Below are 25,892 nucleotides of genomic sequence, written 5' to 3'. Positions count from 1 at the left end.
GAGCGTAAGATATGAAACAGCGGGTTATTACGGCAGTGGTTGCGTTAATTATTTTTATTCCCATCATCATTGCCGGGGGAATTTGGGTCGACATTGCGGCCTTTGCCTTAGGATTAGTGGCGTTATCGGAAATTCTAGTGATGCGCAAGAAACTCTTGGTGAGTCCGGAGGCCATCATTTCGGGGTTAGGAATCTTGGCGGTGATTGCGCCCGGTTCGTGGTGGGGAGATCTCCCCGGTCACTTGAGCCCGTGGTACATCGTTTACTTATTCGTTCTGTTACTACTTTTGCGGACGGTTGTGTCGCGGAACCGGTTTTCCTTTGACGATGCTGGGGTCATTACCCTGAGCATGTTGTACGTGGGAATTGGCTTTCATTTCTTCATTGCCGCACGGGCCATTAGCCTAGTGGCGTTACTGTACGCCTTATTTATCGTGTGGGTGACCGACTCTGGGGCCTACATGATCGGTCGGAAATTGGGCCGGCACAAGTTAGCGCCGCACATTAGCCCGAATAAGACCTGGGAAGGGTCCGTCGGGGGCACAGCGGTGGCCACCATCCTAGTATCTGTCTTCTGGTACTTCTTCCCGTTTGGCCACTACAGCCTCTTAACGATGGTCCTGTTAACGTTGATCTTCTCCATCGTGGGTCAATTCGGCGATCTCGTCGAATCGGCGTTGAAACGGTACTACGGGGTGAAGGACTCCGGCCGGATCTTACCGGGGCACGGCGGTATTTTAGACCGGTTTGATAGTTTACTGTTAGTACTGCCCGTAATTCACCTCTTTGGCCTGATTTAATCTTAGGGCGTTCGCTTGCACCGGTCACGGGGCTAGGGTATGCTAAGACACAGCAAATGAAGCGTTGCGGTGTCTGACGACTGGGCCACCGCACGACTAAGACCACGAACTGAGGAAGGGACGAAATCTGTGATTAAAACGATTATTACCTTTATCATTGTCTTCGGCATCCTGGTGATTGTACACGAATTCGGTCACTTTTATTTTGCCAAACGCGGCGGAATTCTGGTCCGCGAATTCTCCATCGGGATGGGGCCTAAGCTGGTGTACCATCGTGGGAAGGATGGCACGACCTACACCTTGCGGCTTTTACCCGTGGGGGGCTATGTGCGCATGGCCGGGGCCGAAGATGACGAGGAAGAATTAAAACCCGGGACACCGGTGAGCCTGTTTATCGGGGCTCACGATAAGGTGGAACGGATCAATACCAGTAAGAAGTCGACGCTGTTCAACGGGATTCCGCTGGAAGTGACGGCGACGGATCTGGAAAACGAGTTATGGATCGAAGGGTACGAGAACGGTGACGAATCCGCCGTTAAACGCTACGCGGTCGACCACGACGCCACGATTATCGAGGCGGACGGGACCGAATTACGGATTGCGCCTAAGGACGTGCAATTTCCGTCTGCCACGTTAGGTCGCCGGTTGATGACTAACTTTGCCGGGCCCATGAATAACGTTCTACTGGCCATTGTGACCTTCATGTTGATGTCCATCGCGCAAGGTGGGGTGGCCACGGGAACCAATCAGGTTCAGGTCGCCAGTTCACCGGTGTCGGTCGCACAGACGGCGGGGGTCAAAACCAACGATAAGATCGTGGCCGTCAACGGTAAGGCAACTAAGGACTGGACGGCCTTGAGTCAGGCCATTCAGCCACAAGCCAATAAAAAGACCACGTTGACCATCCAACGTGCCGGGAAGACGCAGAAGTTGACGGTCACACCCAAGGGCGAAAAGTCCAACGGTAAGACGGTGGGGATGATCGGCATTACCCAGGCCAAGGATAAAAACGTCGGGGCCATCCTAATGTCCGGCTTTACGCAAACCTGGACCATGACTAAGTTACTCTTTGGGGCGCTGTGGCACATGGTCTCCGGTCACTTTAGCTTAAACGACTTAGGCGGGCCGGTCGCCATCTTTGCCACGACCTCGCAGGCGACTCAGTTCGGGTTAGTCGGCATCTTAAACTTCCTAGCCTTTCTATCCTTGAACCTGGCCATCGTCAATTTATTACCAATTCCGGCCTTAGATGGTGGTAAAATATTATTAAACCTAATTGAAGCCGTTCGCCGTAAGCCACTGTCGGAAAACGTGGAAGCGGGGATTACCTTGGTGGGGGTGGCCTTTTTGGTCCTCCTGATGCTACTGGTAACCTGGAACGATATCGAACGCTACTTTATTCGGTAATTACGTTACGAGAAGGGAATATTGGATTATGAAGCAATCAAAACTACTCATTCCAACCTTGAAAGAGGTGCCGAATGATGCAGAAGCTCTCAGTCATCAGATGATGTTGCGGGCCGGTTATATTCGGCAGGTAACGGCGGGGATGTACGCTTATCTGCCGCTGGCCTTCCGGGTCTTGACCAACATCGAAACAATCATTCGGGAGGAAATGGATAAGATCGACGCCGTAGAAACGTTGATGCCAGCGGTCTTACCCGCCTCTTTGTGGAAGGAATCTGGTCGGTACGACACTTACGGGCCGAACCTGTTTAAGTTCAAGAACCGCCACGATAGCGACTTTATCTTAGGCCCCACCCATGAAGAAACTTACACCATGCTGGTGCGCGATGCCGTGAAGTCGTATAAGCGATTGCCTTTGGTCATGTACCAAATCCAACCCAAGTACCGTGACGAAGATCGCCCCCGCTACGGGCTCTTACGGGGCCGGGAATTTATCATGAAGGACGCCTACTCCTTCACGTTAAACGATGAAGACCTGGACCGAATCTACGGTCAGATGGAAACGGCTTACGAACGGATCTTTGACCGGGTTGGGTTGAACTACCGGGCCATCGTCGGCGACGGCGGGGCCATGGGCGGGAGTGATTCTAAGGAATTCTCCGCCATTGCGCCGGTCGGCGAAGACACCATTGTCTATTCCGATGCTTCCGACTACGCGGCTAACCTGGAAATGGCGAAGAGCCTATTTATCAGTAAGAAATCCCACGCCCCACTGGAAGACCTGAAGAAGATCGAGACGCCGGGGGTTCACAGTATCGATGAACTGGCCGACTTCTTGAAGGTTAAGTCCAGCGAACTGGTTAAGACCATGTTCTACATGGCCGATAAGGACCAACCCGTCTTGGTGCTGGTTCGGGGGGACCACGAAGTCAACGAAGTCAAGCTGAAGAATTATTTGGATGCCGACTTCTTGGATCCGGCCACGGCCGAAGACGCCCAGAAGTATCTCGGTGCTAACTTCGGTTCCTTAGGACCAGTGGGGGTTAGTGACGACGTTAAGATCTTGGCTGACCAATACGTGAGTGACATGACCAACGTGGCCGTGGGTGCGAACGAAGACGGCCACCACTACCTGAACGCCAACGTGGATCGGGACTTCCGGGTTGACGCTTATACGGACTTACGAAACGTTCAGGCCGGGGACTTGTCTCCCGACGGGGCGGGCGTTTTGAAGTTTACCAAGGGAATTGAAATCGGCCACATCTTTAAGCTGGGGACGCGTTATTCCGACGCCTTAGGGGCAACGGTCTTAGACGAGGGCGGTCGCCAAAAGCCCGTTGTCATGGGATCTTACGGGATTGGAGTCAGCCGTTTGCTGTCCGCAGTCGCCGAACAAAACGCCGACGAACACGGTCTGGTTTGGCCGCGGAATATCGCCCCGTACGACATTCACTTGATTCCGGTCAACTTGAAGAAGGCCGATCAAGCGGACTTAACGGACGAATTGGAACAGCAACTAACCGCTGCTGGGTATCGCGTCTTAACCGATGACCGGAAGGAACGGCCGGGTGTGAAGTTTGCGGATTCCGATCTGATTGGGATTCCAGCCCGGATCACGGTCGGTAAGAAGGCCGGCGAAGGCATCGTTGAAATCAAGATTCGTAAAACCGGTGAAACGGTCGAAGTTATTAAGGACGAGGTGGCCAGCACCATCGAGATCCTATTTAAGGACAACGACTAGTTAGCACCACGAAAAGACCGGCGATTAGGCTGGTCTTTTTTCGACGGGAAGTAGATGAGAAAGGGGATTCCTCGTGGACGAAGATCGTCATAGCTTATTTGAAAAGCTACTACAACAATTAGATCTCAGCCAGCTGGCTGACCAAGAGAACTTTAAGGCGGCCACCCTCGAACGGTTGACCGTACACGAACAATCACGGCGGTGGCATTTTCAGCTCCAATTGCCGGAAATCCTGCCGTACCAAACGTTTGCCACCTTCCAACAACACCTGCAATTGGCCTTTCACGAGATTGCGACGGTTTCGGCTTCGTTTCAGACCACTAACCCGGAACTGACGAACCGACTGTTGGGCGACTACTGGTTATGGGTGGTTCAAAATAGTGGGTTGACCAATAATTTGGTACAAGAGTTACGCCAGTCCCAGGTGCCGGAACTCGATACTGATCAACGGGTATTGCTCTACGCGCAAAATGAGGTTATCAAGGACTTTTTACAAAACCAGGCGTTGGGACCGTTGGAAGACGCCTATCGCCAGGCTGGGTTCCCGAAGTTTAACATTCAGGTCATGGTCGACGAATCTAAGTCGCAGGCCAAGATCGACGAATTTAAGGCCCAACGGGAAAAGACCGATGCACAGTTGGCCCAGCAGGCCGCGGCAGCCATCGAAAAGGCTAACCAGAAACGCCAGAGCCAGCAGGCTAGTGGCGAGGTTCAACCGGCGAGTGGGCCAACCCAGATTGGGAAGGCCATTAAGGGCGATCAACCGATCACCCGCATGGTCGACATCACCCAAGAGGAACGGTCGGTCGTGGTGGAAGGCTACGTCTTTGACAAGGAAATTCGGAAGCTCCGGTCGGGGCGGCAATTGTTGACCCTAAAGATTACCGATTATACGTCCTCCATCGTGGTCAAGAAGTTCTCCAGGGGGGCCGAAGACGAGGCCCAATTTGCCGGCGTGGAAGAGGGCAGTTGGGTCAAGGTTCGCGGCAGCGTGCAGGAAGACAGCTTCATGCGCGATCTGGCCCTCAACGCCTATGACATCAACCAGGTTAAGCACGCCACTCGCCAGGATACGGCACCGGCCGATCAGAAACGGGTCGAACTGCACCTGCACACCACCATGAGTCAAATGGACGCGACCAACCCAATCGGTGACTTCGTGTCCCAGGCCAAGAAATGGGGCATGCCGGCGTTAGCCATTACGGACCACGCCGACGTGCAAGGCTTTCCCGCGGCTTTTAACGCGGGAGCTAAGGCCGGCGTCAAGATGCTTTACGGCGTCGAGGCTAACCTGGTGGACGACGGGGTGCCAATTGGGTACAACAGTGCGCACGTGCCGCTAGACGGCGCGACCTACGTGGTCTTTGACGTGGAAACCACCGGGTTGTCGGCCATCTACGATAAGGTGATCGAATTGTCGGCGGTTAAGATGGAGCATAAGAACGTGATCGACCAGTTCGAAGAATTTATCGATCCCGGGTTTCCGTTGTCCGAACAGACCACGAACCTGACTAGTATCACCGACGACATGGTGGCCGGTTCTAAGAGCGAAGAGGAAGTCTTTAAGGCTTTCCGCGAGTTCTGCGGTGACGCCATCATCGTGGGACACAACGTCACGTTTGACGTGGGCTTCATGAACACCGGCTACAAGCGTCACGGAATGACCGAAATCGCTAATCCGATCATCGATACCTTGACGCTAGCCCGTTGGTTGTACCCGACGTTAAAGAGTTACCGGTTGAACACGTTAGCTAAGCGGTTCCACGTGAGCCTGGAACACCATCACCGGGCCGTCTACGATGCGGAATCGACCGGTCACTTGAACTACCTGTTCTTAAAGGATGCCGAGGAACGTTATCACGTGCAGTTCCACGACCAGTTGAACGACCACATGACCGATAACGACGCTTACAAGCACGCCCGGCCAAATCACGCCATTATCCTGGCGCAGACGCAAGACGGGTTAAAAAACATGTTTAAGTTAGTGTCCGAGTCGAACGTGAAGTACTTCTACCGGGTTCCGCGGGTTCCCCGGAGTGTTTTAGAAGAGTACCGGGAGGGCCTGATTGTCGGGTCCGCCTGTTCGTCGGGGGAAGTCTTCACCGCCATGATGCAAAAGGGGAAGGTCGAGGCCGAGGCTAAGGCCAAGTACTACGACTACCTGGAAGTTCAACCGCCGCAGGCCTACCAGCCGTTGTTGGATTCGGGGTTGATTGCCGATGAAAAACACCTCCACGAAATCATCAAAAATATCGTGGACTTGGGGCATGACTTGAACAAACCGGTCGTGGCGACCGGGGACGTGCACTATTTGAACCCTAACGATGCGATTTATCGTAAAATTTTAATTCATTCCCAGGGTGGGGCTAACCCACTGAATCGGCAGGAACTGCCGCCCGTCCCATTTTTGACCACCAACGAGATGCTGGACCAGTTTGCCTTTTTAGGAGCGGAAACGGCCCAAGAAATCGTGGTGACCAACACCCACAAGATTGCCGACGAGATTGACGAGGTGCATCCCTTAAAGGACAAGCTGTATACGCCGCGCATGGAAGGGGCCGAGGACGAAATTCGGGAACGGACCATGACCACGGCCCACGCGTGGTACGGTGATCCGTTGCCCGAATTGGTGCAGCACCGGGTCGACCGGGAACTGAAGTCGATCATTGGGAACGGGTTCTCCGTGATTTACTTGATTGCCCAACGGCTGGTAGCTAAGTCCAACAAGGATGGGTACTTGGTTGGGTCCCGGGGGTCCGTCGGGTCCAGTGTGGTCGCCACGCTGACCGGGATCACCGAAGTTAATCCCTTGCCACCACACTATCGTTGCCCAAACTGTCAGTATTCGCACTTCTACACCAAGGGGGAATATAGCTCCGGCTACGATTTGCCCGAAAAGAAGTGCCCTAAATGTGGCACCCTGATGATTGGCGACGGGCATAACATTCCGTTCGAAACCTTCTTGGGTTTCAAGGGAAACAAGGTGCCCGATATCGATTTAAACTTCTCCGGGGACTACCAACCGATCGCTCACAACTACACCAAAGTATTGTTCGGCGAGAAGAACGTGTACCGGGCCGGCACGATTGGTACCGTGGCCGACAAAACGGCTTACGGGTACGTCAAGGCTTATGAACGGGATACCGAGCAGACCTTCAGAGGCGCCGAAATTGACCGCTTGGCTAAGGGCGCGACTGGTGTCAAGCGAACGACCGGTCAACACCCGGCGGGAATCATCGTTGTGCCGGACTACATGGACATCTACGACTTTACGCCGATCCAGTACCCGGCCGACGACCAGAACGCCGCTTGGCAAACGACCCACTTTGATTTCCATTCGATTCACGATAACATTTTGAAAATTGATATCCTGGGGCACGATGATCCGACCATGATCCGGACGCTCCAAGACTTATCCGGGGTCGATCCGACGACCATTCCGATGGACGATCCGGGGGTCATGAAGTTATTCTCCGGGACCGATTCACTGGGCGTCACGCCGGAACAGATTCAATCCAAGACCGGGACGCTGGGCGTGCCCGAATTTGGGACCCGTTTTGTGCGGGGGATGCTCGAACAGACCCACCCGCAAAACTATTCCCAGCTACTTCAGATTTCCGGGTTGTCTCACGGGACTGACGTGTGGTTAGGCAACGCTGACGAACTGATCAAAAACGGGACCGCCACCATCGCCAACGTGATTGGGTGTCGGGATAACATCATGACCGACTTAATCAACTATGGACTGGATTCCGAAACCTCCTTCCAGATCATGGAACAGGTGCGGCACGGTCGTGGAATCAAGGACGAGTGGCAGGATAAGATGCGCGAGACCGACGTCCCTCAGTGGTACATCGACTCTTGTTTGAAGATCAAGTACATGTTCCCCCGGGCCCATGCGGCGGCTTACGTCCTGATGGCCTTACGGGTGGCGTACTTCAAGGTCTATTTCCCGATTATTTATTACGCCGCCTACTTCTCCGTGCGGGCCGACGACTTTGACGTTGTAGCCATGTCGCAGGGAAAGACGGCGGTTAAAGCCGCGATGAAGGCCATTAACGACCAGGGGATGGACGCTTCGGCCAAGGACAAGAACCTGCTAACGGTCTTGGAACTGGCCAACGAAATGTTGGAACGCGGGTTTGACTTCAAAATGATTGATCTGGAGAAGTCCGACGCGGCGAACTGGATTATCGACGGCAACACGCTGATTGCGCCGTTCCGGGCTGCTCCGGGGTTGGGATTGAACGTGGCTAAGCAGATCGTGGCCGCTAGAAATGACCGGCCGTTCATCTCGAAGGAAGATTTGGCTAAGCGGGGTAAGGTCTCCAAGACCTTGATCGATTTCATGACCGAAAACGGCGTGTTGACCGGTCTGCCCGACGAGAATCAACTAAGTTTGTTCGATGATCTGATGTAACCCCCGATTTGCGGGATTTACCCCATGGGAAGCGCTTACAAAAACCGTAAAACGTGCTATACTGAGTTTGAGGAAATTAAGGACTTAATCACAGACGATCACGAAAGCGGGTGTTTCCCATGTTACGACAATTCATTCGGTTACCAGACGGTTGGCTTTTCTTCGCGGGGTATTGTTTGATTGCGTTAGGGTACGTGTTCTGCGGCTTAATGGCCAGTGTCGTCGCGACGCCATTTCTAGCTCTGGTGATTGCATACTTTTTCATCGCCTTTATCCTGACCCTAGTGAAGGTGTTTGGGTTGAGACGGCTCGAGTTGACCCAGTTAAATTTCCTGGTTTTTGAATTTATTACCATTGCGGGGTTCATCATTGTGTTGGCAACCTGCGAGTAAGTTGCAATTACGGCGTAGTTGTAGTAAAGTTAAGAATGTAATTAAACTCGTTTTTAAATGAGTGAGCAGCCATGCTCACTCTTTTTAATGGATAAATATAGGAGGCGGAATATAGTTGAGTACAGTTGTCGAGACCGTGACGAACTTGGTCCAACCGATCATGGCCCGTCACCAATTCGAACTGGTCGATGTGGAATTCGTAAAGGAAGGTAAGGGTTGGTACCTGCGCGTCTATATTGACAAGCCCGGTGGAATCAACATTGAAGAGTGTGCGTTGGTCAGCGATGAGTTGTCCGAACAATTAGACACTTTGGATCCCGATCCGATTCCGCAAGCTTACTTCTTAGAAGTGTCTTCCCCCGGTGCTGAACGGCCACTTAAGAAGCCGGAAGACTTCGAAAAGGCCGTGGGCCAGTACATCCACGTGTCCCTTTACCAAAAGATTGGTAACAGTAAGGTGTACGAAGGCACGTTGGAAAAGTTGACCGCCGAACAGTTGGACTTAAAGGTAAATCTGAAGGGCCGTTTCAAGACCTTCGAGATTCCCCGGTCAGCCATTGCTCAGGCTCGGTTAGCCATCAAGTTCTAAAGTTAAGGAGCGAAAGACAACATGAGTAAAGAATTACTGGGCGCCCTAGACGTCCTCGAAACGGAAAAGGGTATCAAAAAAGAAGTTGTGATTGAAGCCCTCGAAGCCGCGTTGGTTTCGGCCTACAAACGTAACTACGATCAAGCACAAAACGTGGAGGTCAACTTTGACCAACGCAAGGGGGACATTCACGTGTTCGCCGTCAAAAAAGTGGTGGATCAGGTGTACGACTCTCGCTTGGAAGTCAGCTTAGACGACGCGCTGGCCATCAACAAGGGGTACGAACTCGGCGACGACATTAAATTTGAAGTGACGCCCAAGAACTTTGGTCGGATTGCCGCGCAGACGGCTAAGCAGGTCATCATGCAACGGGTTCGTGAAGCCGAACGGAACATCATTTACGACCAATACAGTCAATACGAAAACGAAATCGTCACCGGGGAAGTGGAACGCCAAGACTCCCGCTTCGTTTACGTGAGCTTAGGAAAGGTCGAAGCCGTGATGGGTCGTCAGGATCAAATGCCTAACGAAACCTACCGGATTCACGACCGTATCAAGGTTTACGTGACCCGGGTGGAAAATGCCACCAAGGGTCCGCAAGTCTTCGTTAGTCGGACGGCGTCGGATCTGTTAAAACGGTTGTTTGAACAAGAAGTTCCCGAAATTTACGACGGGACCGTGGAAATCATGGCCATTGCGCGTGAAGCCGGTGACCGGGCCAAGGTGGCTGTGCGGTCGAACAACCCCGACATCGATCCCGTGGGGACCAGTGTTGGGCCGCGGGGGCAACGGGTCCAAACCATCGTCAACGAACTGGGTGGCGAAAACATGGACATCGTGGAATGGACCGATGACGAAGCGAAGTTCATCGCCAACGCGTTGAACCCTGCCGAAGTATTGGACGTCATTTTTGACCCGAACAACGAACGCGCCTGTGAAGTGGTGGTACCGGATTATCAATTGTCCCTGGCCATCGGGAAACGGGGCCAAAACGCGCGGTTAGCCGCGAAGTTAACGGGCTACAAGATTGATATTAAATCAGAATCCGAAGCATCTGCTATAATGGAAGCGGAACAAAACGACACACCTGCTGCTGAACCAAAAGCAGATTCGCTCGCCGCGACTGAGGCACCAGCCAGTGACGCGCCTGCTGAGACTGAGGCAGCGGACCAAGACGTCACGTCAGAGGCCCCTGCCACTGATGCACCGGCGACGTCGGATGACGATCAGCCAACGGCCTAGGCCGCGGCTAAAGGAGGTTTTGGAGCCATGAAACAACGAAAGATCCCGATGCGTAAAGACATCGTTACGGGAGAAATGGCACCCAAGAAACAACTGGTTCGCGTGGTTCGTAACCAAGCCCAAGAAGTCAGTCTTGATCCGACGGGGAAACAATCCGGTCGGGGCGCCTACATTAGCTTAGACGTGGACGTTGCTAAGCGGGCCAAGAAGGAACGGACCTTTGATCACGTTTTTGGCGTGAAAATCGACGACCAATTTTACGATGATTTGATTGCCTACGTGGATCATCAACAGGCTCGACGGGAACTATTCGACCATGACTAATTCCCAGCGGGCGTTACAACTATTAGGCCTGGTACGGCGCGCCGGTAAATTAATTACCGGGGAAACCTTCGTGCTAGCGGCGGTCAGGGATGGTTCGGCCAAGCTGGTCTTACTCGCAAATGACGCGGGGGCTAGTAGCCAAAAACAATTTCGCGATAAAACCACCAGCTATCACGTGGCCTTGAATGAAACGTTTACGAAGGACCAGTTGAGTACGGCCATTGGGTCGGCACGCACGGTCCTTGCCATCACCGATCCGGGATTTGTCCGGAAGTTACAACAATTACTTGCTGACTAATCCGTGACGTTCTCGTGATCGGATTTATTAAGGAGAGTGATGATATGGGGAAAAAGCGCATTTATGAACTTGCCAAAGAAATTAATGTCTCCAGTAAACAACTTATCGCGACGGCTGAGGAAAAGGGCTTTCCGGTAAAAAACCATATGTCAACGCTCGGCGAGAACGAAGAACGTCAATTACGGGCTGCTTTTCGGCCTAAGGCTCAGCAGAAGTCGGCTCCCACGCGGTCAGCCGCTCGGCAAACGGCAGCGCAACCGCGCCAGCATTCTGCTCAGTCAGCAGGTCACACAGCACATGCAGCACAGTCACCGCGGTCCACGGACCGCCGTCAGTCCCCAGCAGCCCCAGCGGCCAACCATTCTGCTCAGCAGAAAACGCGGCCGGCAACGGGTCAGCAACACAATAAAAATAACGGCCAGACCGGAAAGCAACACGGGACGTCTAACTCCGGTACCGGCAGATTTGGTGGAAGCTTGAATAATAATACAAATAATAATGGACGTCGTGGCGGAAACAACAGCCGTGGCGGGCGGAATAACCGCAATAACCGGAACAATCGTCGGCGGAACAATAACAACAATAACCGTTACAAGAAGAATCAACGGATTAAAGATGTGAACCAACACAAGGGCGCACCAGAACGGAAGAATAAGGCATTACCAGATGTTTTGCTCTACACCGATGGGATGAACGCCCAAGACTTGGCGAAGTTATTACACCGGTCTTCTGCTGAAATCGTCAAGAAGCTCTTTATGTTGGGCGTGATGGTCAACCAAAACCAATCCTTGGATAAGGACACCATCGAAATTTTGGCTTCCGACTACGGCATTGAAGCCAAAGAAAAGGTTCAAGTGGACGTTTCTGATATCGATAAGTTCTTCGATGCCGAAATGGCCAACACGGACCATCAAGTGACCCGGGCGCCCGTTGTGACCATCATGGGACACGTTGACCACGGGAAAACGACGTTACTGGACCACTTACGGCACTCCCACATTACCGCGGGTGAAGCCGGGGGGATCACGCAGGCCATTGGGGCGTACCAAGTCCACTACAATGACAAGCTGATCACCTTCTTGGATACCCCAGGACACGCGGCCTTTACCGAAATGCGGGCCCGTGGGGCGGAAATCACCGACATTACCATCTTGGTCGTTGCGGCTGATGATGGCGTGATGCCACAAACTATCGAAGCCATTCACCATGCCAAGGCTGCTGGTACGCCGATCATCGTGGCGGTCAACAAGATCGATAAGCCGGGTGCGAACCCGAACCACGTCATGGAACAATTAACGGAATACGAATTGATTCCTGAAGACTGGGGTGGTGACACCATCTTCGTCAACATCTCGGCGAAGTTTGGCAAGAACATCGATGAATTACTCGACATGATTCTCTTACAAGCGGACGTGATGGAATTAAAGGCTAACCCGGATCAAAACGGGGCCGGTTCCGTGATTGAAGCACGTTTGGACCAAGGGAAGGGCTCCGTAGCCACCCTGTTGGTTCAACAAGGAACCTTACACGTCGGTGACCCAATCGTGGTCGGCAATACCTTCGGGCGGGTCCGGACCATGACCAACGAACGTGGGCGGGCCATCAAGGACGCCGTACCATCGACGCCAGTGGAAATCACTGGGCTGAGCGACGTGCCTGAAGCCGGGGACCGCTTCGTGGTCTTTGACGACGAAAAGACGGCCAGAGCTGCCGGTGAAGAACGGGCGAAGGATGCCTTAGTGAAGGAACGTCAAAACACCAGCCACGTCACGCTGGACAACCTGTTTGATTCCTTAAAGGAAGGCGAAATGAAGGAAGTTGACGTGATTATTAAGGCCGACGTCCAAGGTTCCGTCGAAGCCTTAGTCGGGAGCTTACAGAAGATCGATGTTTCCGGTGTACGGGTCAACATCATCCACTCCGCCGTGGGGGCCATTAACGAAAGTGATGTGACCTTAGCGGAAGCTTCAAACGCCATCATTATTGGGTTCAACGTGCGGCCAACGCCACAGGCACGGTCTCAAGCCGATAGTGATAAGGTTGATATTCGCTTGCACAACGTCATCTACAACGCCATCGATGAAATCGAAGCGGCGATGAAGGGGATGCTGGAACCGGTTTACGAAGAACAAGTGATCGGACAAGTTGAAATTCGGCAAATCTACCACGCCTCCAAGGTCGGCACGATTGCCGGTGGGATGGTGACTGACGGGAAGATTACGTCCGACAGTGACGTCCGGTTAATCAGAGACGGCGTCGTAATTTACGAAGGTAAGTTGGGAAGCTTGAAGCGGTTCAAAGACGATGCCAAGGAAGTTAAGCAAGGCTTTGAATTAGGGTTAACCATCGAAAACTACAACGACATCAAGGTTGATGATGTGATCGAAGCTTACGTCATGAAGGAAGTTCCGGTTAAATAAAGAACGGAGGCACAGCGTAAATGGCACAATATCGAGTTGGTCGCTTAGAGCAAGAGATCCAGCGTGAAGTTACGGACATTCTGTTAAAACGGGTTCGTGACCCCCGCGTCGAAGGTGTTACCGTTACGGGTGTGGAAGTTACGGGTGACTTGCAAGAAGCCAAGATTTATTACAGCATTTTATCGGACAAGGCCTCGTCCGCCGAAAAGACGGCGCAGGGCTTGAAGAAGGCCACGGGACTGATTCGTTCCGAACTAGGGTCACGGTTGAGTATCTACAAGACACCGGAACTCTTTTTCGAACAAGATAAGTCGGTTCAATACGGGAGCCGGATCGATGAACTGTTAAATGATCTCCACCACCAAGACCACGCGTAAACTGGGTCGTTAAGAACGTGAGGACGCTGATCGACACAGATCAGCGTCCTCTTTTTGAAATGGAGGACTAAAAGTGAACGGAATTATCCCCCTGTATAAGGAACGCGGGCTCACCAGTTTCGACTGTGTGGCTAAGCTCCGGCATATTTTGCATACCAAGAAGGTTGGGCACAGTGGGACGCTAGATCCCGGCGTCGACGGGGTCTTACCCATCTGTATCGGGTCGGCAACGAAAGTCGTTCCCTACCTGATGGCCTCGGGAAAGGTCTACAAGGGTCAGGTCACCCTGGGCTTTGCGACGACCACCGAGGATTTAGAAGGCGATGAGGTGGCTCGTCAGACGCTCCTACGACCGTTTACGACGACTGAACTCCAGGCCGCGGCGGCGCAACTGACCGGAACGATTCAGCAGACGCCGCCGATGTATTCCGCGGTCAAGGTTCACGGCCGAAAGCTCTACGAGTACGCTCGGGCGGGTGAGACCGTGGAACGGCCGACCCGGACCATCACGGTGACGGCCTTTACCCTCAAAGACGCGGGCACCTTTGACGCGAATTTGGGGACCCAAACGATTGATTTTGAGGTCAGCTGTTCCAAGGGGACCTACGTGCGGACCCTGGCGGTGGACCTTGGCCGGATACTAGGCGTGCCGGCCGTGATGGCCTCACTCACCCGTTTAAAGAGTGGTGGTTTTACTCTGGAGCAGGCCGTGACGCTCGATCAAGTGGCCACCGCCATGGCCGCAGACGACCTCGGTGCGGTGCTCCGGCCAATCGATTACGCATTGCAGGCTTATCCGCACGTCGCGTTGTCCGAGAAGCTCTGGGGATTGGTCAAAAACGGGGTCTTTCTGAGCCCCGCCGAGATCGACACGGACCCAAGCACCGTGTCGACGGTGGCGTTAACCTATCAAGCTGAGACCAAGTGTCTTTACCAATGGTCCACCGAAAAACAACAATATAAACCGCTAAAAATGTTTGCGGTAAATTAAGTGAAGGAGAAAACAGCCGTTTATGGAAGTTATTCGAATACATCATCCCCTGGATCCCCGGAAAATTCCCGCGGATCCGGTGGTGTTAGCTATGGGATTCTTTGACGGGGTCCATTTGGGGCACCAGGCCGTGATTAACCGCGCCAAGGTGTTGGCACAAAAACGGGGCGTTAAGTTGGCCGTATTAACGTACGATCACCATCCGGCGCTGGTTTACCGACCATTAACCAACGATGATCGCAAGTACCTCAGTCCGGAACCCCGTAAGTTGCGACAGCTAGAACGGCTGGGGGTCGACCGGGTCTTCTGGGTGAACTACACCGGCGAATTTGCGGCGCAGACGCCCCAGGAGTTTGTCGACCACTACCTAGTGCCATTTCACACGGTCGTAGCGGTTGCCGGCTTTGATCACACTTACGGTCCCAAGAACGTCGCCACCATGGCCCGATTGCCCGAATATGCGCAGGGGCGTTTTGACGTGGAGACGGTCCCGGCCGAAACGTTAGCGAACGGAAAGGTCAGTTCGTCGCGGATTCGGGAAGCCATGAAGGCCGGTGACATCGATCTGGTGAACCAGCTACTGGGTTACACCTACCGGACCACCGGGTTAGTGGTTCACGGGGAAGCCCGGGGCCGGACCATCGGGTACCCGACGGCCAACGTCTTGGTTCCCGAAAACCAGTGGGTCCCGGGAATTGGGGTTTACACGGCCCGTTTGAAGGTCGGTGCCATCTGGTATCCCGGCATGGTTTCGGTGGGTCATAACGTCACCTTTGGGGCTAACCGGCCGATTACGGTAGAAATGAATCTACTGGACTTTCACGGTAACCTCTACGGGGAGTCCGTGGCCGTCGAATGGCATCACCGGTTACGCGGTGAGGTGAAGTTTGACGGGGCGGACGGTCTAGTGGCCCAGCTCAAACAAGATGAGACGGATACCCGCGCGTACTTTGCCCGGGTCGCCCGCCACGAATAGCCCAAATGGTCAACTCTGATAAATGATTAGAGTTGGCCATTTTGCTGTGCTAAACTAACGATTCAGTTGAGAAATTGGCCTTAACCGGTAGAAATTAGCACTTAACCGAAGAGATTGCTAAATTTCTTGCTGGATTTCTTGACTTAAAAACGCGATTTTGCTACATTATATATGTGTCTTAGCACTTGAAAGATTGAGTGCTAAAAAAGGGGTGATTGTGATGCTGTCAGAAAGACAGATGATGATTCTGCGAGCCGTTGTCCGTGATTTCACCAACAGTGGTGTTCCGGTGGGATCCAAGGCACTAGCTAAGCAGTTACCCATCCACGTCAGTTCGGCCACGATTCGTAACGAAATGGCGGCACTCGAAGACCAAGGGTTGATTCGTAAGACCCACTCGTCTTCCGGACGGATTCCGTCCGTGGAAGGTTATCGCTACTACGTGGACCATTTGGTTAAGCCGGACCCGTTGCGGCCCAACGACTTAAACATGATCCAGTCGTCGTTAGGCGGAGACTTCCATAAGATTGACGAGATTATCTCGCAATCGGCCACGATTTTATCGAATCTGACCAGCTACACGGCCTTTACCTTAAAGCCGGAATTAAAAGATAGCCGGTTAAGCGGCTTTCGGTTGGTTCCGCTGGGTCACCGGCAAGTCATGGCGATTCTGGTAACCGATAGTGGGGACGTGGAGAATCAAACGTTTGATGTGACCGAAGCGGTGACGGGTGAGCAATTAGAAGCCGTCGTTCGCTTGATTAACGATCAGTTAGTCGGGTTGACCTTACCGGAAGTGTTACAGAAGTTACGGGCCGATATTCCCGCAAAAATTACGCATTACCTGCAAAGTCCCCAAGGGTTCTTGGACATCTTCGGTGATGTCTTGACCCGGGCGGCACAGGAGCGCTTTTACGTGGGCGGCCGGTTGAACCTGTTGAACTTCTCGCAAGACAGTGACGTTGATTCCTTAAAGGCGTTGTATTCGTTGATTGATAAGACGGATGACATCGCCAACGTCTTGGGTCAGCCACGGGATAACATTTCCGTGCAGATTGGTAACGAAATGACTAACGACGCCTTGCGTAATTATAGTTTGATTACGGCAACCTACGACGTTAATCAGCACGGTCGCGGAATGATCGCCATTCTAGGCCCGACGCGGATGCCTTATTCGCGAATGTTAGGGCTAGTTGGCGCGTTTCGTGAAGAGCTCGCGAAAAAACTACTCGATTATTATCGTTATTACGACGAGTAACAGAAAGGAAGGGGTTCATTCGTGGCTGAGAAACAACCAAAGTCTGCTGATGCTAAACAGACTCAGCAGGCAACGCCAGATCAACCAGCGGACGTGAAGACCCAAGCGTCAAATGCCGCTGAACAACCAACGCCAAAGGCCCAGTCCGAGGATCAAGCCGCTAAGCCGGATCCCCAGGCGGCTGAGTTAGCCGCGTTGAAGCAAAAGTCTTCGGCCATGGAGGATAAGTACCTCCGGGCCGAGGCCGAAATTCAAAACATGCAAACCCGGTTCCAAAAGGAACAAGCCACGTTGATCAAGTACGACGGTCAACAATTGGCTAAAGACATCTTACCGGTGATCGATAACCTCGAACGGGCCTTGGCGGTAGAAGCCAAGGACGACGCGGCAGCGGGTCTGAAGAAGGGTGTTCAGATGACCTACGATCATATGGAAGACGCCTTGAAGCGTAACCACGTGACCGAGGTCGCGGCGTTGGGGCAAAAGTTTGACCCAACCATGCACCAGGCCGTACAGACGGTCCCGGCCAGTGATGACCAACCGGCTGAAACCGTGGTCCAAGTGCTCCAAAAGGGGTACCAATTAAAGGATCGGGTCTTACGGCCAGCCATGGTTGTCGTGGCACAATAACTAAAAAAATCTAACAATAAAAGAGGGAATTTTTGATGGCAAGCAACAAAATTATTGGGATTGACTTAGGGACGACGAACTCCGCCGTTGCCGTTTTGGAAGGTAACGCACCAAAGATTATTGCCAACAAGGAAGGTGCCCGGACGACGCCATCCGTTGTGGCCTTTAAGGACGGGGAAACTCAAGTGGGTGAAGTGGCCAAGCGTCAAGCCATCACCAACCCCAACACGATTTCATCCATTAAGAGTCACATGGGTGAAGCCGGCTACAAGGTCAGCGTGGATGGCAAGGACTACACGCCAGAACAAATCTCCGCGATGATTTTGCAACACTTGAAGTCGTTTGCCGAAGATTACATTGGTGACACGGTTTCTCAAGCGGTCATCACGGTACCAGCTTACTTCAACGATGCCCAACGGCAAGCCACGAAGGATGCCGGCAAGATCGCTGGCTTGGATGTTAAGCGGATCATCAACGAACCAACCGCTGCGGCCTTAGCTTACGGTTTGGACAAGCAAGATAAAGACGAAAAAATTATGGTTTACGACTTAGGTGGGGGGACTTTTGATGTCTCCATCCTGGACTTAGGGGACGGCGTCTTTGACGTTCTATCCACTAACGGGGATACCCATTTAGGTGGGGATGACTTCGATAAGAAGATCATGGATTGGTTGATTGCCGGTTTCAAGGACGAAAACGGGGTCGACTTATCTAAGGACAAGATGGCGTTACAACGGTTGAAGGATGCGGCTGAAAAGGCTAAGAAGGACCTCTCCGGAGTGACCGAAGCTTCCATCAGCTTGCCATTTATTTCCGCTGGCGCCAACGGACCTTTGCACTTGGAAAAGTCCTTATCACGGGCTAAGTTCAACGAATTGACCGCCGACTTAGTTGAAAAGACGCGGATTCCCGTTGAAAATGCCCTGAAGGATGCCGACTTACAGGCTTCCGACGTGGACGTAGTCATCTTAAACGGTGGGTCCACTCGGATTCCAGCCGTGCAAGAAGCCGTTCAAAAGTGGACGGGTAAGGAACCTAGTCACTCAATCAACCCAGACGAAGCCGTGGCCTTAGGGGCCGCCGTTCAAGGTGGGGTCATCACCGGTGACGTGAAGGACGTTGTGCTGCTGGATGTAACCCCATTATCCTTAGGGATTGAAACCATGGGTGGCGTCTTCACCAAGTTGATTGATCGCAACACGACCATCCCAACTAGCAAGTCCCAAGTCTTCTCCACGGCGGCGGATAACCAACCAGCCGTTGATATCCACGTCTTACAAGGTGAACGGCCAATGGCTGCTGACAACAAGACGTTAGGGAACTTCCAACTGACGGACATTCCTGCTGCACCTCGTGGGGTTCCTCAAATCCAAGTGACCTTCGATATCGATAAGAACGGGATCGTCAACGTTTCCGCTAAGGATATGGGGACCAACAAGGAACAAAAGATCACCATCAAGAGTTCCGACGGCCTGTCCGACGACGAAATCGACAAGATGATGAAGGAAGCCAAGGAAAACGAAGCGGCCGATAAGCAACGTAAGGAAGAAGTCGACACCAAGAACGAAGTCGACCAACTCCTCTTCCAGACCGACAAGACCTTAAAGGAAGTTAAGGGCAAGGTTTCCGACGACGAAATCAAGAAGGCTGAAGACGCGCGGGATGCTTTAAAGAAGGCCCAAGAAGCCAACAACCTGGACGATATGAAGACCAAGAAGGATGACTTAACTAAGATTATCCAAGACCTCTCCGTGAAGTTATACCAACAGGCGCAAAACGCCCAAGGTGACGCTAACGGTGCCGGGGCCGCTGGTGCGGGTTCCCAAGGGGCCCAAGGCAACGACACGACGAACAATGGTGGTAAGGATGATAATACCGTTGACGGGGACTTCCACGAAGTTCACGATGACGATAACAAGTAAGCCAACTTTGAGAATAAGTTAGGGCAAAAAGTCAGAGTCCGCGGGGCTTTGGCTTTTTGTTTCGAGGTATGCTATTCTTACTAGTAGCTTTTTAATATCGGGATTTGATTGGGAGGAAAACGATGGCGCAAAAGGACTTATATGGTGTACTTGGCGTTGCTAAAGACGCCAGTCAAGACGAAATCAAGAAGGCCTACCGGAAATTATCCAAGAAGTATCACCCAGACCTTAATAAGGCCCCTGATGCGGCGGAAAAGTTCAAGGAAGTCCAAGACGCTTACGACGTCTTAGGCGATAAGCAAAAACGGCAAAGCTATGACCAATACGGGTCAGCAGACGGTGCGCAAGGCGGCTTCGGTGGCTTTGGCGGCGGCCAAGCTGGCGGGTTTGGTGGTGGCGGCTTCGGCGGCGGTGGCGGTTTCGACGACATCTTCAACCAATTCTTTGGCGGTGGCGGTCAACGAAACCCTAACGCGCCACGGCCCGGCCGGGATCTGCAATATCAGATGAACTTGACCTTTGAAGAAGCCATCTTCGGTAAGAAGACTAAGATCACCTATACGCGTGAGGCACAATGTCACACCTGTGGGGGGAACGGGGCCAAGCCCGGGACCTCGCCGGTCACCTGTCACCAATGTGGGGGCTCCGGTTACGTGACCACGGTCACGAACACGCCGTTAGGCCGGATGCAAAGTCAACAACCTTGCCCGGTTTGTCACGGAACGGGTCAAGAAATCAAGGAAAAGTGCCCAACCTGTGGTGGGTCGGGTCACGAAGAACAACGGCACGAAGTTGAAGTCACCATTCCTGCTGGGGTGGACGACGGTCAACAAATGCGGTTGCAGGGCCAAGGCGAGTCCGGGACCAACGGCGGTGGCTACGGAGATCTCTTTATCATCTTCCAAGTCACGCCTAGCAAGGATTTCCGGCGCGATGGCACCGAAATCTACTTTGACCAGCCAATTTCGTTCATCCAAGCGGCTTTGGGGGACGACGTTCAGGTCAAGACCGTACATGGCGACGTCAAGTTGAAGGTACCCGCCGGTACGCAAGGGGGCACCACGTTCCGCTTACGGGGCAAGGGAGCGCCACGCTTGCGCGGTAACGGCAACGGTGATGAACACGTTACCGTCAAGGTCGTGACCCCGAAGAACCTGAATAAGGGGCAACGGGACGCCTTACGAGCCTTTGCGAAGGCCAGTGGCGAGAACGTTTCCGGCACGGGTAAGGGCAACTTGTTCGACAAGATGCGCGACAAATTCAACGAATAAATAGTAATTGAGACAGGGACTGGTGTCGGTTTTAACCAGTCAAGGCTACTGAAAGTGTTCAGTAGCCTTTTTTTGGTCACTCAATTAACTAAAGATTCCAAAATGAAAAGAAACTATTAAGGTTGAGCGGTGTTATTTGCAATCCGGTTTTGGCAATGATAAACTCAGACTATAAGCAATTACCGAAAAACTCGGGTTGCCTGCGCGCCTCTTGTTTCTCGGGAGAGCCAAGAGCGACGTATTTGATCGACACCGACTACGGGGACGTTAGTAATGTTAAGTCGGGAAATTTGGGGGTGAAAACTCATGCGCACAAAGTGGCTGGCAATTTGGCATCAGCCAGTGGTCGCCTTCATTGGCTGGACCGTTTTCTACTTTGCGATTTTAATGGCGTTAGTTTATTTGTACGGCTATAGTGGCCTGAACAGTACGACATTTATCTATAATGAGTTTTAAACGGAGTAACGGAAAATTGAATTCTTTGGGGGGATAAAGATTGATTGAGAACATGATCACGGCAATCGACCGACTAGCAACACAAGATCCAGATCGGATCGTTTATGATGATTTGGGTCACACAAACACGTACGGGGAATTGAAACAGTATTCCGATGCCTTGGCAGCACACTTAGACGCCATGCAACTACCGCGTGAAGCCCCCATTTTAGTTTACGGGGGTCAAACCTTTAACATGATGGCGACGTTCCTGGGAATCGTCAAGAGTGGGCACGCCTACGCGCCAATTGATACGCACTCACCACTAGAACGGATTACCACGATTAACGACATTGCCCACCCGGCAGCCGCAATTGCGGTGGCCGCTTTACCGACCGACTTACCGGGCACGGCGGTGATTACACCGGACCATTTACAAACGATTTTTGAAAAGCCCGTGGCGGACTACCGCGTGGATCACGCGGTTACGGGGGATGAAACCTACTACATCATCTTCACGTCCGGCACGACGGGTAAGCCTAAAGGGGTCCAAATTTCACACACCAATTTATTAAGTTACGTTAATTGGATGTTAAGTGATGATTTCGACCTCCCACAGGCGCCCCGGACCTTATCCCAAGCCCCTTATTCGTTTGACCTGTCCGTGATGGACTGGGGGCCAACTTTGGCGGGCGGCGGCACACTGGTCGCCCTGCCAAAAAAGGTGACGGATAACTTTAAGGAACTGTTTGAGACGTTGCCACAAATGAAACTGAACGTCTGGGTTTCCACCCCATCGTTTATGGACATCTGTTTATTGGAACCGACGTTTGATGCTAAGCATTATCCAGACCTGCAACGGTTCCTGTTCTGTGGTGAAGAGTTAACGCACGCCACGGCACAGACCCTGCACCAACGTTTCCCACAGGCTCGGATCTTTAACACTTACGGACCGACGGAAACGACGGTGGCGGTGACCCAAGTGGAAATTACGGATCAGCTCTTAGCCGACTATCCGCGGTTACCAATTGGGTACGCCAAGGCCGACACCACGATTACGGTGGTCGATGATCAGCTCAACGAAGTCCCGGCTGGGACGGAAGGTGAAATCCTGATCAGTGGCCCATCGATGTCCAAGGGTTACCTGAACAACCCCGAAAAAACGGCTAAGGCGTTTATCGACTGGCACGGCCAGCAGGTTTACCGGGCCGGTGACTTAGGGGTTCAACTGGAAAATGGTTTGATTATGTACCGTGGGCGAACGGACTTTCAAATCAAGTTACATGGCTACCGGATCGAATTGGAAGAGGTTAACCACTACCTGTCCCAAGAAGAACACATCCAGGTGGGGGTCGCGGTTCCTAAGTACAACCGTGACCACAAGGTTAGCCAGTTGGTTGCCTGGGTCGTCCCGGCCGCTCAAGAATTGAGTGGCTTGGCACTGACCAAGGCCATCAAGGAAAATCTACAGGGTGGCGACATGATGGAATACATGATTCCACAACGGTTCGTCTACAAAGAAAGCTTACCGATGACCCCCAACGGCAAGGTTGACATTAAATCAATTATCGCCGAGGTTAATCAGTAATGCTGTCATTTGAACCGTACGGGAACCCCACTTACTTCGCCTTACTAGGGGTGGCCCTGTTGCCATTAATGATCGGCTTGTTATACGGCAAACGCTCACGGCTATACGAAACGTTGATTTCCATCTTCTTTCTGGTCTTAACCTTTGGGGGACCGAAGTGGACGCAGGGGATTGCCCTGATTATCTACATTTTGTACGAAGTGATGTTGACCTGGGGGTACGCCGTTTACCGTAAACAAAAGAATTCGGGACCAGTCTTTTACCTAATGGTGATCCTGGCAATTCTGCCACTGACCGTGGTGAAGGTCACGCCGGCCGTGGAAAACGGCCAAGCGTCGTTGATTGGATTCTTAGGAATCAGTTACCTGACGTTTAGAGCGGTCCAAACCATGATGGAAACGCGGGATGGTACGCTAAAGGATTACCAAGTCATGACGTTCTTGCAATTTATGCTCTTCTTCCCAACCATTTCATCCGGGCCAATTGACCGTTACCGGCGATTCGAAAAGGATTACCGGTCGGTACCGGACCGGGCGACGTATCTGGGGATGGTGCAAAAAGGGGTCCGTTACATCTTCGTGGGCTTCATGTACAAGTTCTTATTGGCTTACTACTTTGGGTCGATTCTGATGCCGAAACTGCAGGTCATGGCGATGCATTCTCGCGGCGGGTTTATGGACCTATCGTGGCCGGTACTGGGCTATATGTACGCTTACAGTGCCGATTTGTTCTTTGACTTCGCCGGGTACAGTTTGTTTGCCGTCGGAACCTCGTATCTGATGGGGATTGCGACGCCAATGAACTTTAAGCAACCTTGGCGTTCGCCGAACATCAAGGACTTCTGGAACCGTTGGCACATTACTCTGTCCTTCTGGTTCCGGGACTTCATCTATATGCGGTTGGTTTTCTGGTTCATGAAGCACCGGGTGTTCAAGAGTCCGCGGACCACGGCCAACGTGACCTACATCATTAACATGTTGGTCATGGGATTCTGGCACGGGGTCACGTGGTACTATATCACCTACGGGCTCTTCCACGGGGTGGCACTGGTCATCAACGATGCCTGGTTGCGCTACAAGAAAAAGCACCGGCAAAGTGTGCCTCATAACCGCTTTACGCAGCTGTTTGCCATTTTCTTAACGGCGAACTTAGTCTGCTTTAGTTTCCTGATTTTCTCAGGATTCTTAAATACACTCTGGTTTACCAAATAATAAAAATATGGAGTATTCAATTTCATTTAGGGGGAAATTATCATGGATGTAAAAGAAACTGTTTTGTCAATTTTATCAGATTTAACGGGGAACGATGTTAGTGGGGCCATGGACGACAACTTGTTCGATAGTGGTCTGTTAGACTCCATGGGTTCCGTGCAACTCTTATTGCAATTACAAAGTCAACTGGGCGTTAACGTACCAGTTTCCGAATTTGAGCGGTCAGAGTGGGACACGCCCAACAAGATCGTTAAGAAAGTCGAAAGTCTGGCTTAATCAATGGCAAAGCGACTGCTACGGATCTTTGGTCCGTTAATTCTCGCGGCTATTCTGGTTCTTGCGATTTTGGTATCACCGGTGACTTTCGGTTTTAAACACGTCAGTGCGGGTGAGGAACGGCAAGCTGCCGTTTCACTGTCACCCAACGTTTTAAAGGGAAAGCGGATTAAGGAAGCGGCCCTAAAGGAAAACTACGTTCCGTTCTTTGGGTCTTCCGAATGGTCGCGAATTGATCCGATGCACCCCTCAGTTCTAGCCCAAAAGTATCATCGGGATTACCGCCCATTTCTCTTGGGAGCCCGGGGGACGCAATCGTTAACGCAATTCTTCGTGATGCAAAATATTCAAGGTGAATTGCGCAACAAGAAAGCGGTCTTCGTGGTTTCCCCTCAATGGTTTGTGAAGGACGGGACCCGAAAAGATGCTTTTGCCTTCTACTATTCACAACTGCAGACGGCAGAATGGTTATCCCATTACCGCCACGATGCAATTGACCAGTACGCGGCTAAACGGTTGTTACAAATGCCGGTGGCTAAGTCTGATCACTTCATCTACGCAGCGCTGCAACGCGTTGCTTCTGGGAAGACGTTGACCGATTATCAACGCTTCTATCTGCGGACGAAGATGAACATGCTGACGCAAGAAGACCAATTTTTCTCCGGAATCAACCTTCCATCGCAGAACTGGAACAAGGTTAACCAGCAAGCGAAGAAGTTACCCACTCAGTATTCTTATGCGAAGCTGGATAAACTAGCCGGTCAGATTGGTCAGGAACAGACGGGGAATAACCGTTTTCGGATTAGCGATTCCTTCTACAACCAAGGCCTGAAGCAAGAGCTGAAGACCGGGAAGTTACAAGGTTTCCAACGAAATTTAAGTTACACTAAGTCCCCAGAGTTTGCGGACTTCCAGTTGGTTCTCGATCAGTTTGCGCGTTTAAACACTAACGTGATGTTCATCATTCCGCCGGTTAACGATCGGTGGGCGAAGTACACGGGCTTGTCACAGAAAATGTTGCGACAGTTCGATCAAAAGATTCGTTACCAGTTGCAATCACAAGGGTTTAACAACATTTGTGATTTGAGCAATCAGGGGAATCAACCGTACTTCATGACGGATACCATTCATTTGGGCTGGCGGGGCTGGTTAGCGGTTGACCAAAAGGTTGATCCGTTCTTAACCAAAACCCAACGGCAACCTAAGTATCGAATTAACGATAAATTCTACTCGCAGAAGTGGCAGCAACTGGATCCAACGCAGTTGACGGCCTACGAAGCGACGACGAAATAAAGGTCAAAAGAGAGCTTGGCGGATAGCCAAG

At 52.2% G+C, this 25,892-nt stretch carries 22 protein-coding genes; all 22 read left to right on the top strand.

Annotation, left to right across the window (positions count from 1 at the left end):
* Nucleotides 1–11: 11 nt before the first annotated feature.
* Nucleotides 12–800, top strand: coding sequence for a phosphatidate cytidylyltransferase (locus FD25_RS10280; protein ID WP_057803923.1), 789 nt, complete (start codon nt 12–14; stop codon nt 798–800).
* A gap of 129 nt (nt 801–929) precedes the next feature.
* Complete coding sequence (gene rseP, locus FD25_RS10275; protein ID WP_057803921.1) at nt 930–2,207, top strand: RIP metalloprotease RseP; 1,278 nt, start codon at nt 930–932, stop codon at nt 2,205–2,207.
* A 28-nt stretch (nt 2,208–2,235) separates the two neighbouring features.
* Entirely contained in the window at nt 2,236–3,948 is a 1,713-nt protein-coding gene (locus tag FD25_RS10270; RefSeq protein ID WP_057803919.1) for a proline--tRNA ligase, read from the top strand.
* A gap of 73 nt (nt 3,949–4,021) precedes the next feature.
* Entirely contained in the window at nt 4,022–8,368 is a 4,347-nt protein-coding gene (locus tag FD25_RS10265) for a PolC-type DNA polymerase III (RefSeq protein WP_057803915.1), read from the top strand.
* A gap of 119 nt (nt 8,369–8,487) precedes the next feature.
* On the top strand, nt 8,488–8,760 hold the full coding sequence (locus FD25_RS10260) for a hypothetical protein (protein ID WP_057803913.1): 273 nt from the start codon (nt 8,488–8,490) through the stop codon (nt 8,758–8,760).
* A gap of 115 nt (nt 8,761–8,875) precedes the next feature.
* Nucleotides 8,876–9,349, top strand: a complete 474-nt coding sequence (gene rimP, locus FD25_RS10255) for a ribosome maturation factor RimP (RefSeq protein WP_057803911.1) — start codon at nt 8,876–8,878, stop codon at nt 9,347–9,349.
* Between the two features lie 21 nt (nt 9,350–9,370).
* A complete protein-coding gene (gene nusA, locus FD25_RS10250; RefSeq protein ID WP_057803909.1) occupies nt 9,371–10,591 on the top strand; it encodes a transcription termination factor NusA in 1,221 nt (406 codons plus the stop codon).
* Nucleotides 10,592–10,618: 27 nt separating this feature from the next.
* On the top strand, nt 10,619–10,915 hold the full coding sequence (rnpM, locus tag FD25_RS10245; RefSeq protein ID WP_057730730.1) for an RNase P modulator RnpM: 297 nt from the start codon (nt 10,619–10,621) through the stop codon (nt 10,913–10,915).
* Nucleotides 10,908–11,213 carry a L7Ae/L30e/S12e/Gadd45 family ribosomal protein gene (locus FD25_RS10240; RefSeq protein ID WP_057803907.1) on the top strand — a complete coding sequence of 102 codons (306 nt, stop codon included), beginning with the start codon at nt 10,908–10,910 and terminating at the stop codon, nt 11,211–11,213. The genes rnpM and FD25_RS10240 overlap by 8 nt, the downstream gene beginning before the upstream one ends.
* Nucleotides 11,214–11,257: 44 nt before the next feature.
* Nucleotides 11,258–13,633 (top strand): translation initiation factor IF-2, encoded by a 2,376-nt coding sequence (gene infB / locus FD25_RS10235; RefSeq protein ID WP_057803906.1) that lies wholly within the window; start codon nt 11,258–11,260, stop codon nt 13,631–13,633.
* Between the two features lie 20 nt (nt 13,634–13,653).
* Nucleotides 13,654–14,010, top strand: a complete 357-nt coding sequence (rbfA, locus tag FD25_RS10230; RefSeq protein WP_057803904.1) for a 30S ribosome-binding factor RbfA — start codon at nt 13,654–13,656, stop codon at nt 14,008–14,010.
* Between the two features lie 73 nt (nt 14,011–14,083).
* On the top strand, nt 14,084–15,001 hold the full coding sequence (truB, locus tag FD25_RS10225; RefSeq protein WP_057803902.1) for a tRNA pseudouridine(55) synthase TruB: 918 nt from the start codon (nt 14,084–14,086) through the stop codon (nt 14,999–15,001).
* 22 nt (nt 15,002–15,023) lie between these two features.
* The gene (gene ribF, locus FD25_RS10220) at nt 15,024–15,977 is read left to right on the top strand and encodes a riboflavin biosynthesis protein RibF (RefSeq protein WP_057803899.1); all 954 of its coding nucleotides are present in this window, start codon (nt 15,024–15,026) and stop codon (nt 15,975–15,977) included.
* Between the two features lie 220 nt (nt 15,978–16,197).
* The gene (gene hrcA / locus FD25_RS10215) at nt 16,198–17,235 is read left to right on the top strand and encodes a heat-inducible transcriptional repressor HrcA (protein ID WP_057803897.1); all 1,038 of its coding nucleotides are present in this window, start codon (nt 16,198–16,200) and stop codon (nt 17,233–17,235) included.
* A 21-nt stretch (nt 17,236–17,256) separates the two neighbouring features.
* Nucleotides 17,257–17,865, top strand: a complete 609-nt coding sequence (gene grpE / locus FD25_RS10210; RefSeq protein WP_057803894.1) for a nucleotide exchange factor GrpE — start codon at nt 17,257–17,259, stop codon at nt 17,863–17,865.
* Between the two features lie 35 nt (nt 17,866–17,900).
* Complete coding sequence (gene dnaK, locus FD25_RS10205; protein WP_057803892.1) at nt 17,901–19,787, top strand: molecular chaperone DnaK; 1,887 nt, start codon at nt 17,901–17,903, stop codon at nt 19,785–19,787.
* Nucleotides 19,788–19,909: 122 nt separating this feature from the next.
* Nucleotides 19,910–21,058: a molecular chaperone DnaJ gene (gene dnaJ / locus FD25_RS10200; RefSeq protein ID WP_057803890.1), complete on the top strand. Its 1,149-nt coding sequence runs from the start codon at nt 19,910–19,912 to the stop codon at nt 21,056–21,058.
* A 306-nt stretch (nt 21,059–21,364) separates the two neighbouring features.
* A complete protein-coding gene (locus FD25_RS10195; protein WP_057730749.1) occupies nt 21,365–21,514 on the top strand; it encodes a teichoic acid D-Ala incorporation-associated protein DltX in 150 nt (49 codons plus the stop codon).
* 40 nt (nt 21,515–21,554) lie between these two features.
* Nucleotides 21,555–23,081: a D-alanine--poly(phosphoribitol) ligase subunit DltA gene (gene dltA, locus FD25_RS10190; protein WP_057803888.1), complete on the top strand. Its 1,527-nt coding sequence runs from the start codon at nt 21,555–21,557 to the stop codon at nt 23,079–23,081.
* On the top strand, nt 23,081–24,292 hold the full coding sequence (dltB, locus tag FD25_RS10185; protein ID WP_057803886.1) for a D-alanyl-lipoteichoic acid biosynthesis protein DltB: 1,212 nt from the start codon (nt 23,081–23,083) through the stop codon (nt 24,290–24,292). Before dltA ends, dltB begins: the two co-directional genes overlap by 1 nt.
* Nucleotides 24,293–24,334: 42 nt before the next feature.
* Nucleotides 24,335–24,568, top strand: coding sequence for a D-alanine--poly(phosphoribitol) ligase subunit DltC (gene dltC / locus FD25_RS10180; RefSeq protein ID WP_057803884.1), 234 nt, complete (start codon nt 24,335–24,337; stop codon nt 24,566–24,568).
* A 3-nt stretch (nt 24,569–24,571) separates the two neighbouring features.
* Nucleotides 24,572–25,861, top strand: a complete 1,290-nt coding sequence (gene dltD / locus FD25_RS10175) for a D-alanyl-lipoteichoic acid biosynthesis protein DltD (protein ID WP_057803882.1) — start codon at nt 24,572–24,574, stop codon at nt 25,859–25,861.
* Nucleotides 25,862–25,892: the final 31 nt, after the last annotated feature.

Origin of the sequence: Levilactobacillus acidifarinae DSM 19394 = JCM 15949 (assembly GCF_001434835.1) — a bacterium.
Lineage (GTDB): Bacteria > Bacillota > Bacilli > Lactobacillales > Lactobacillaceae > Levilactobacillus > Levilactobacillus acidifarinae.
This window is presented reverse-complemented; position numbering and strand designations above follow the sequence as displayed.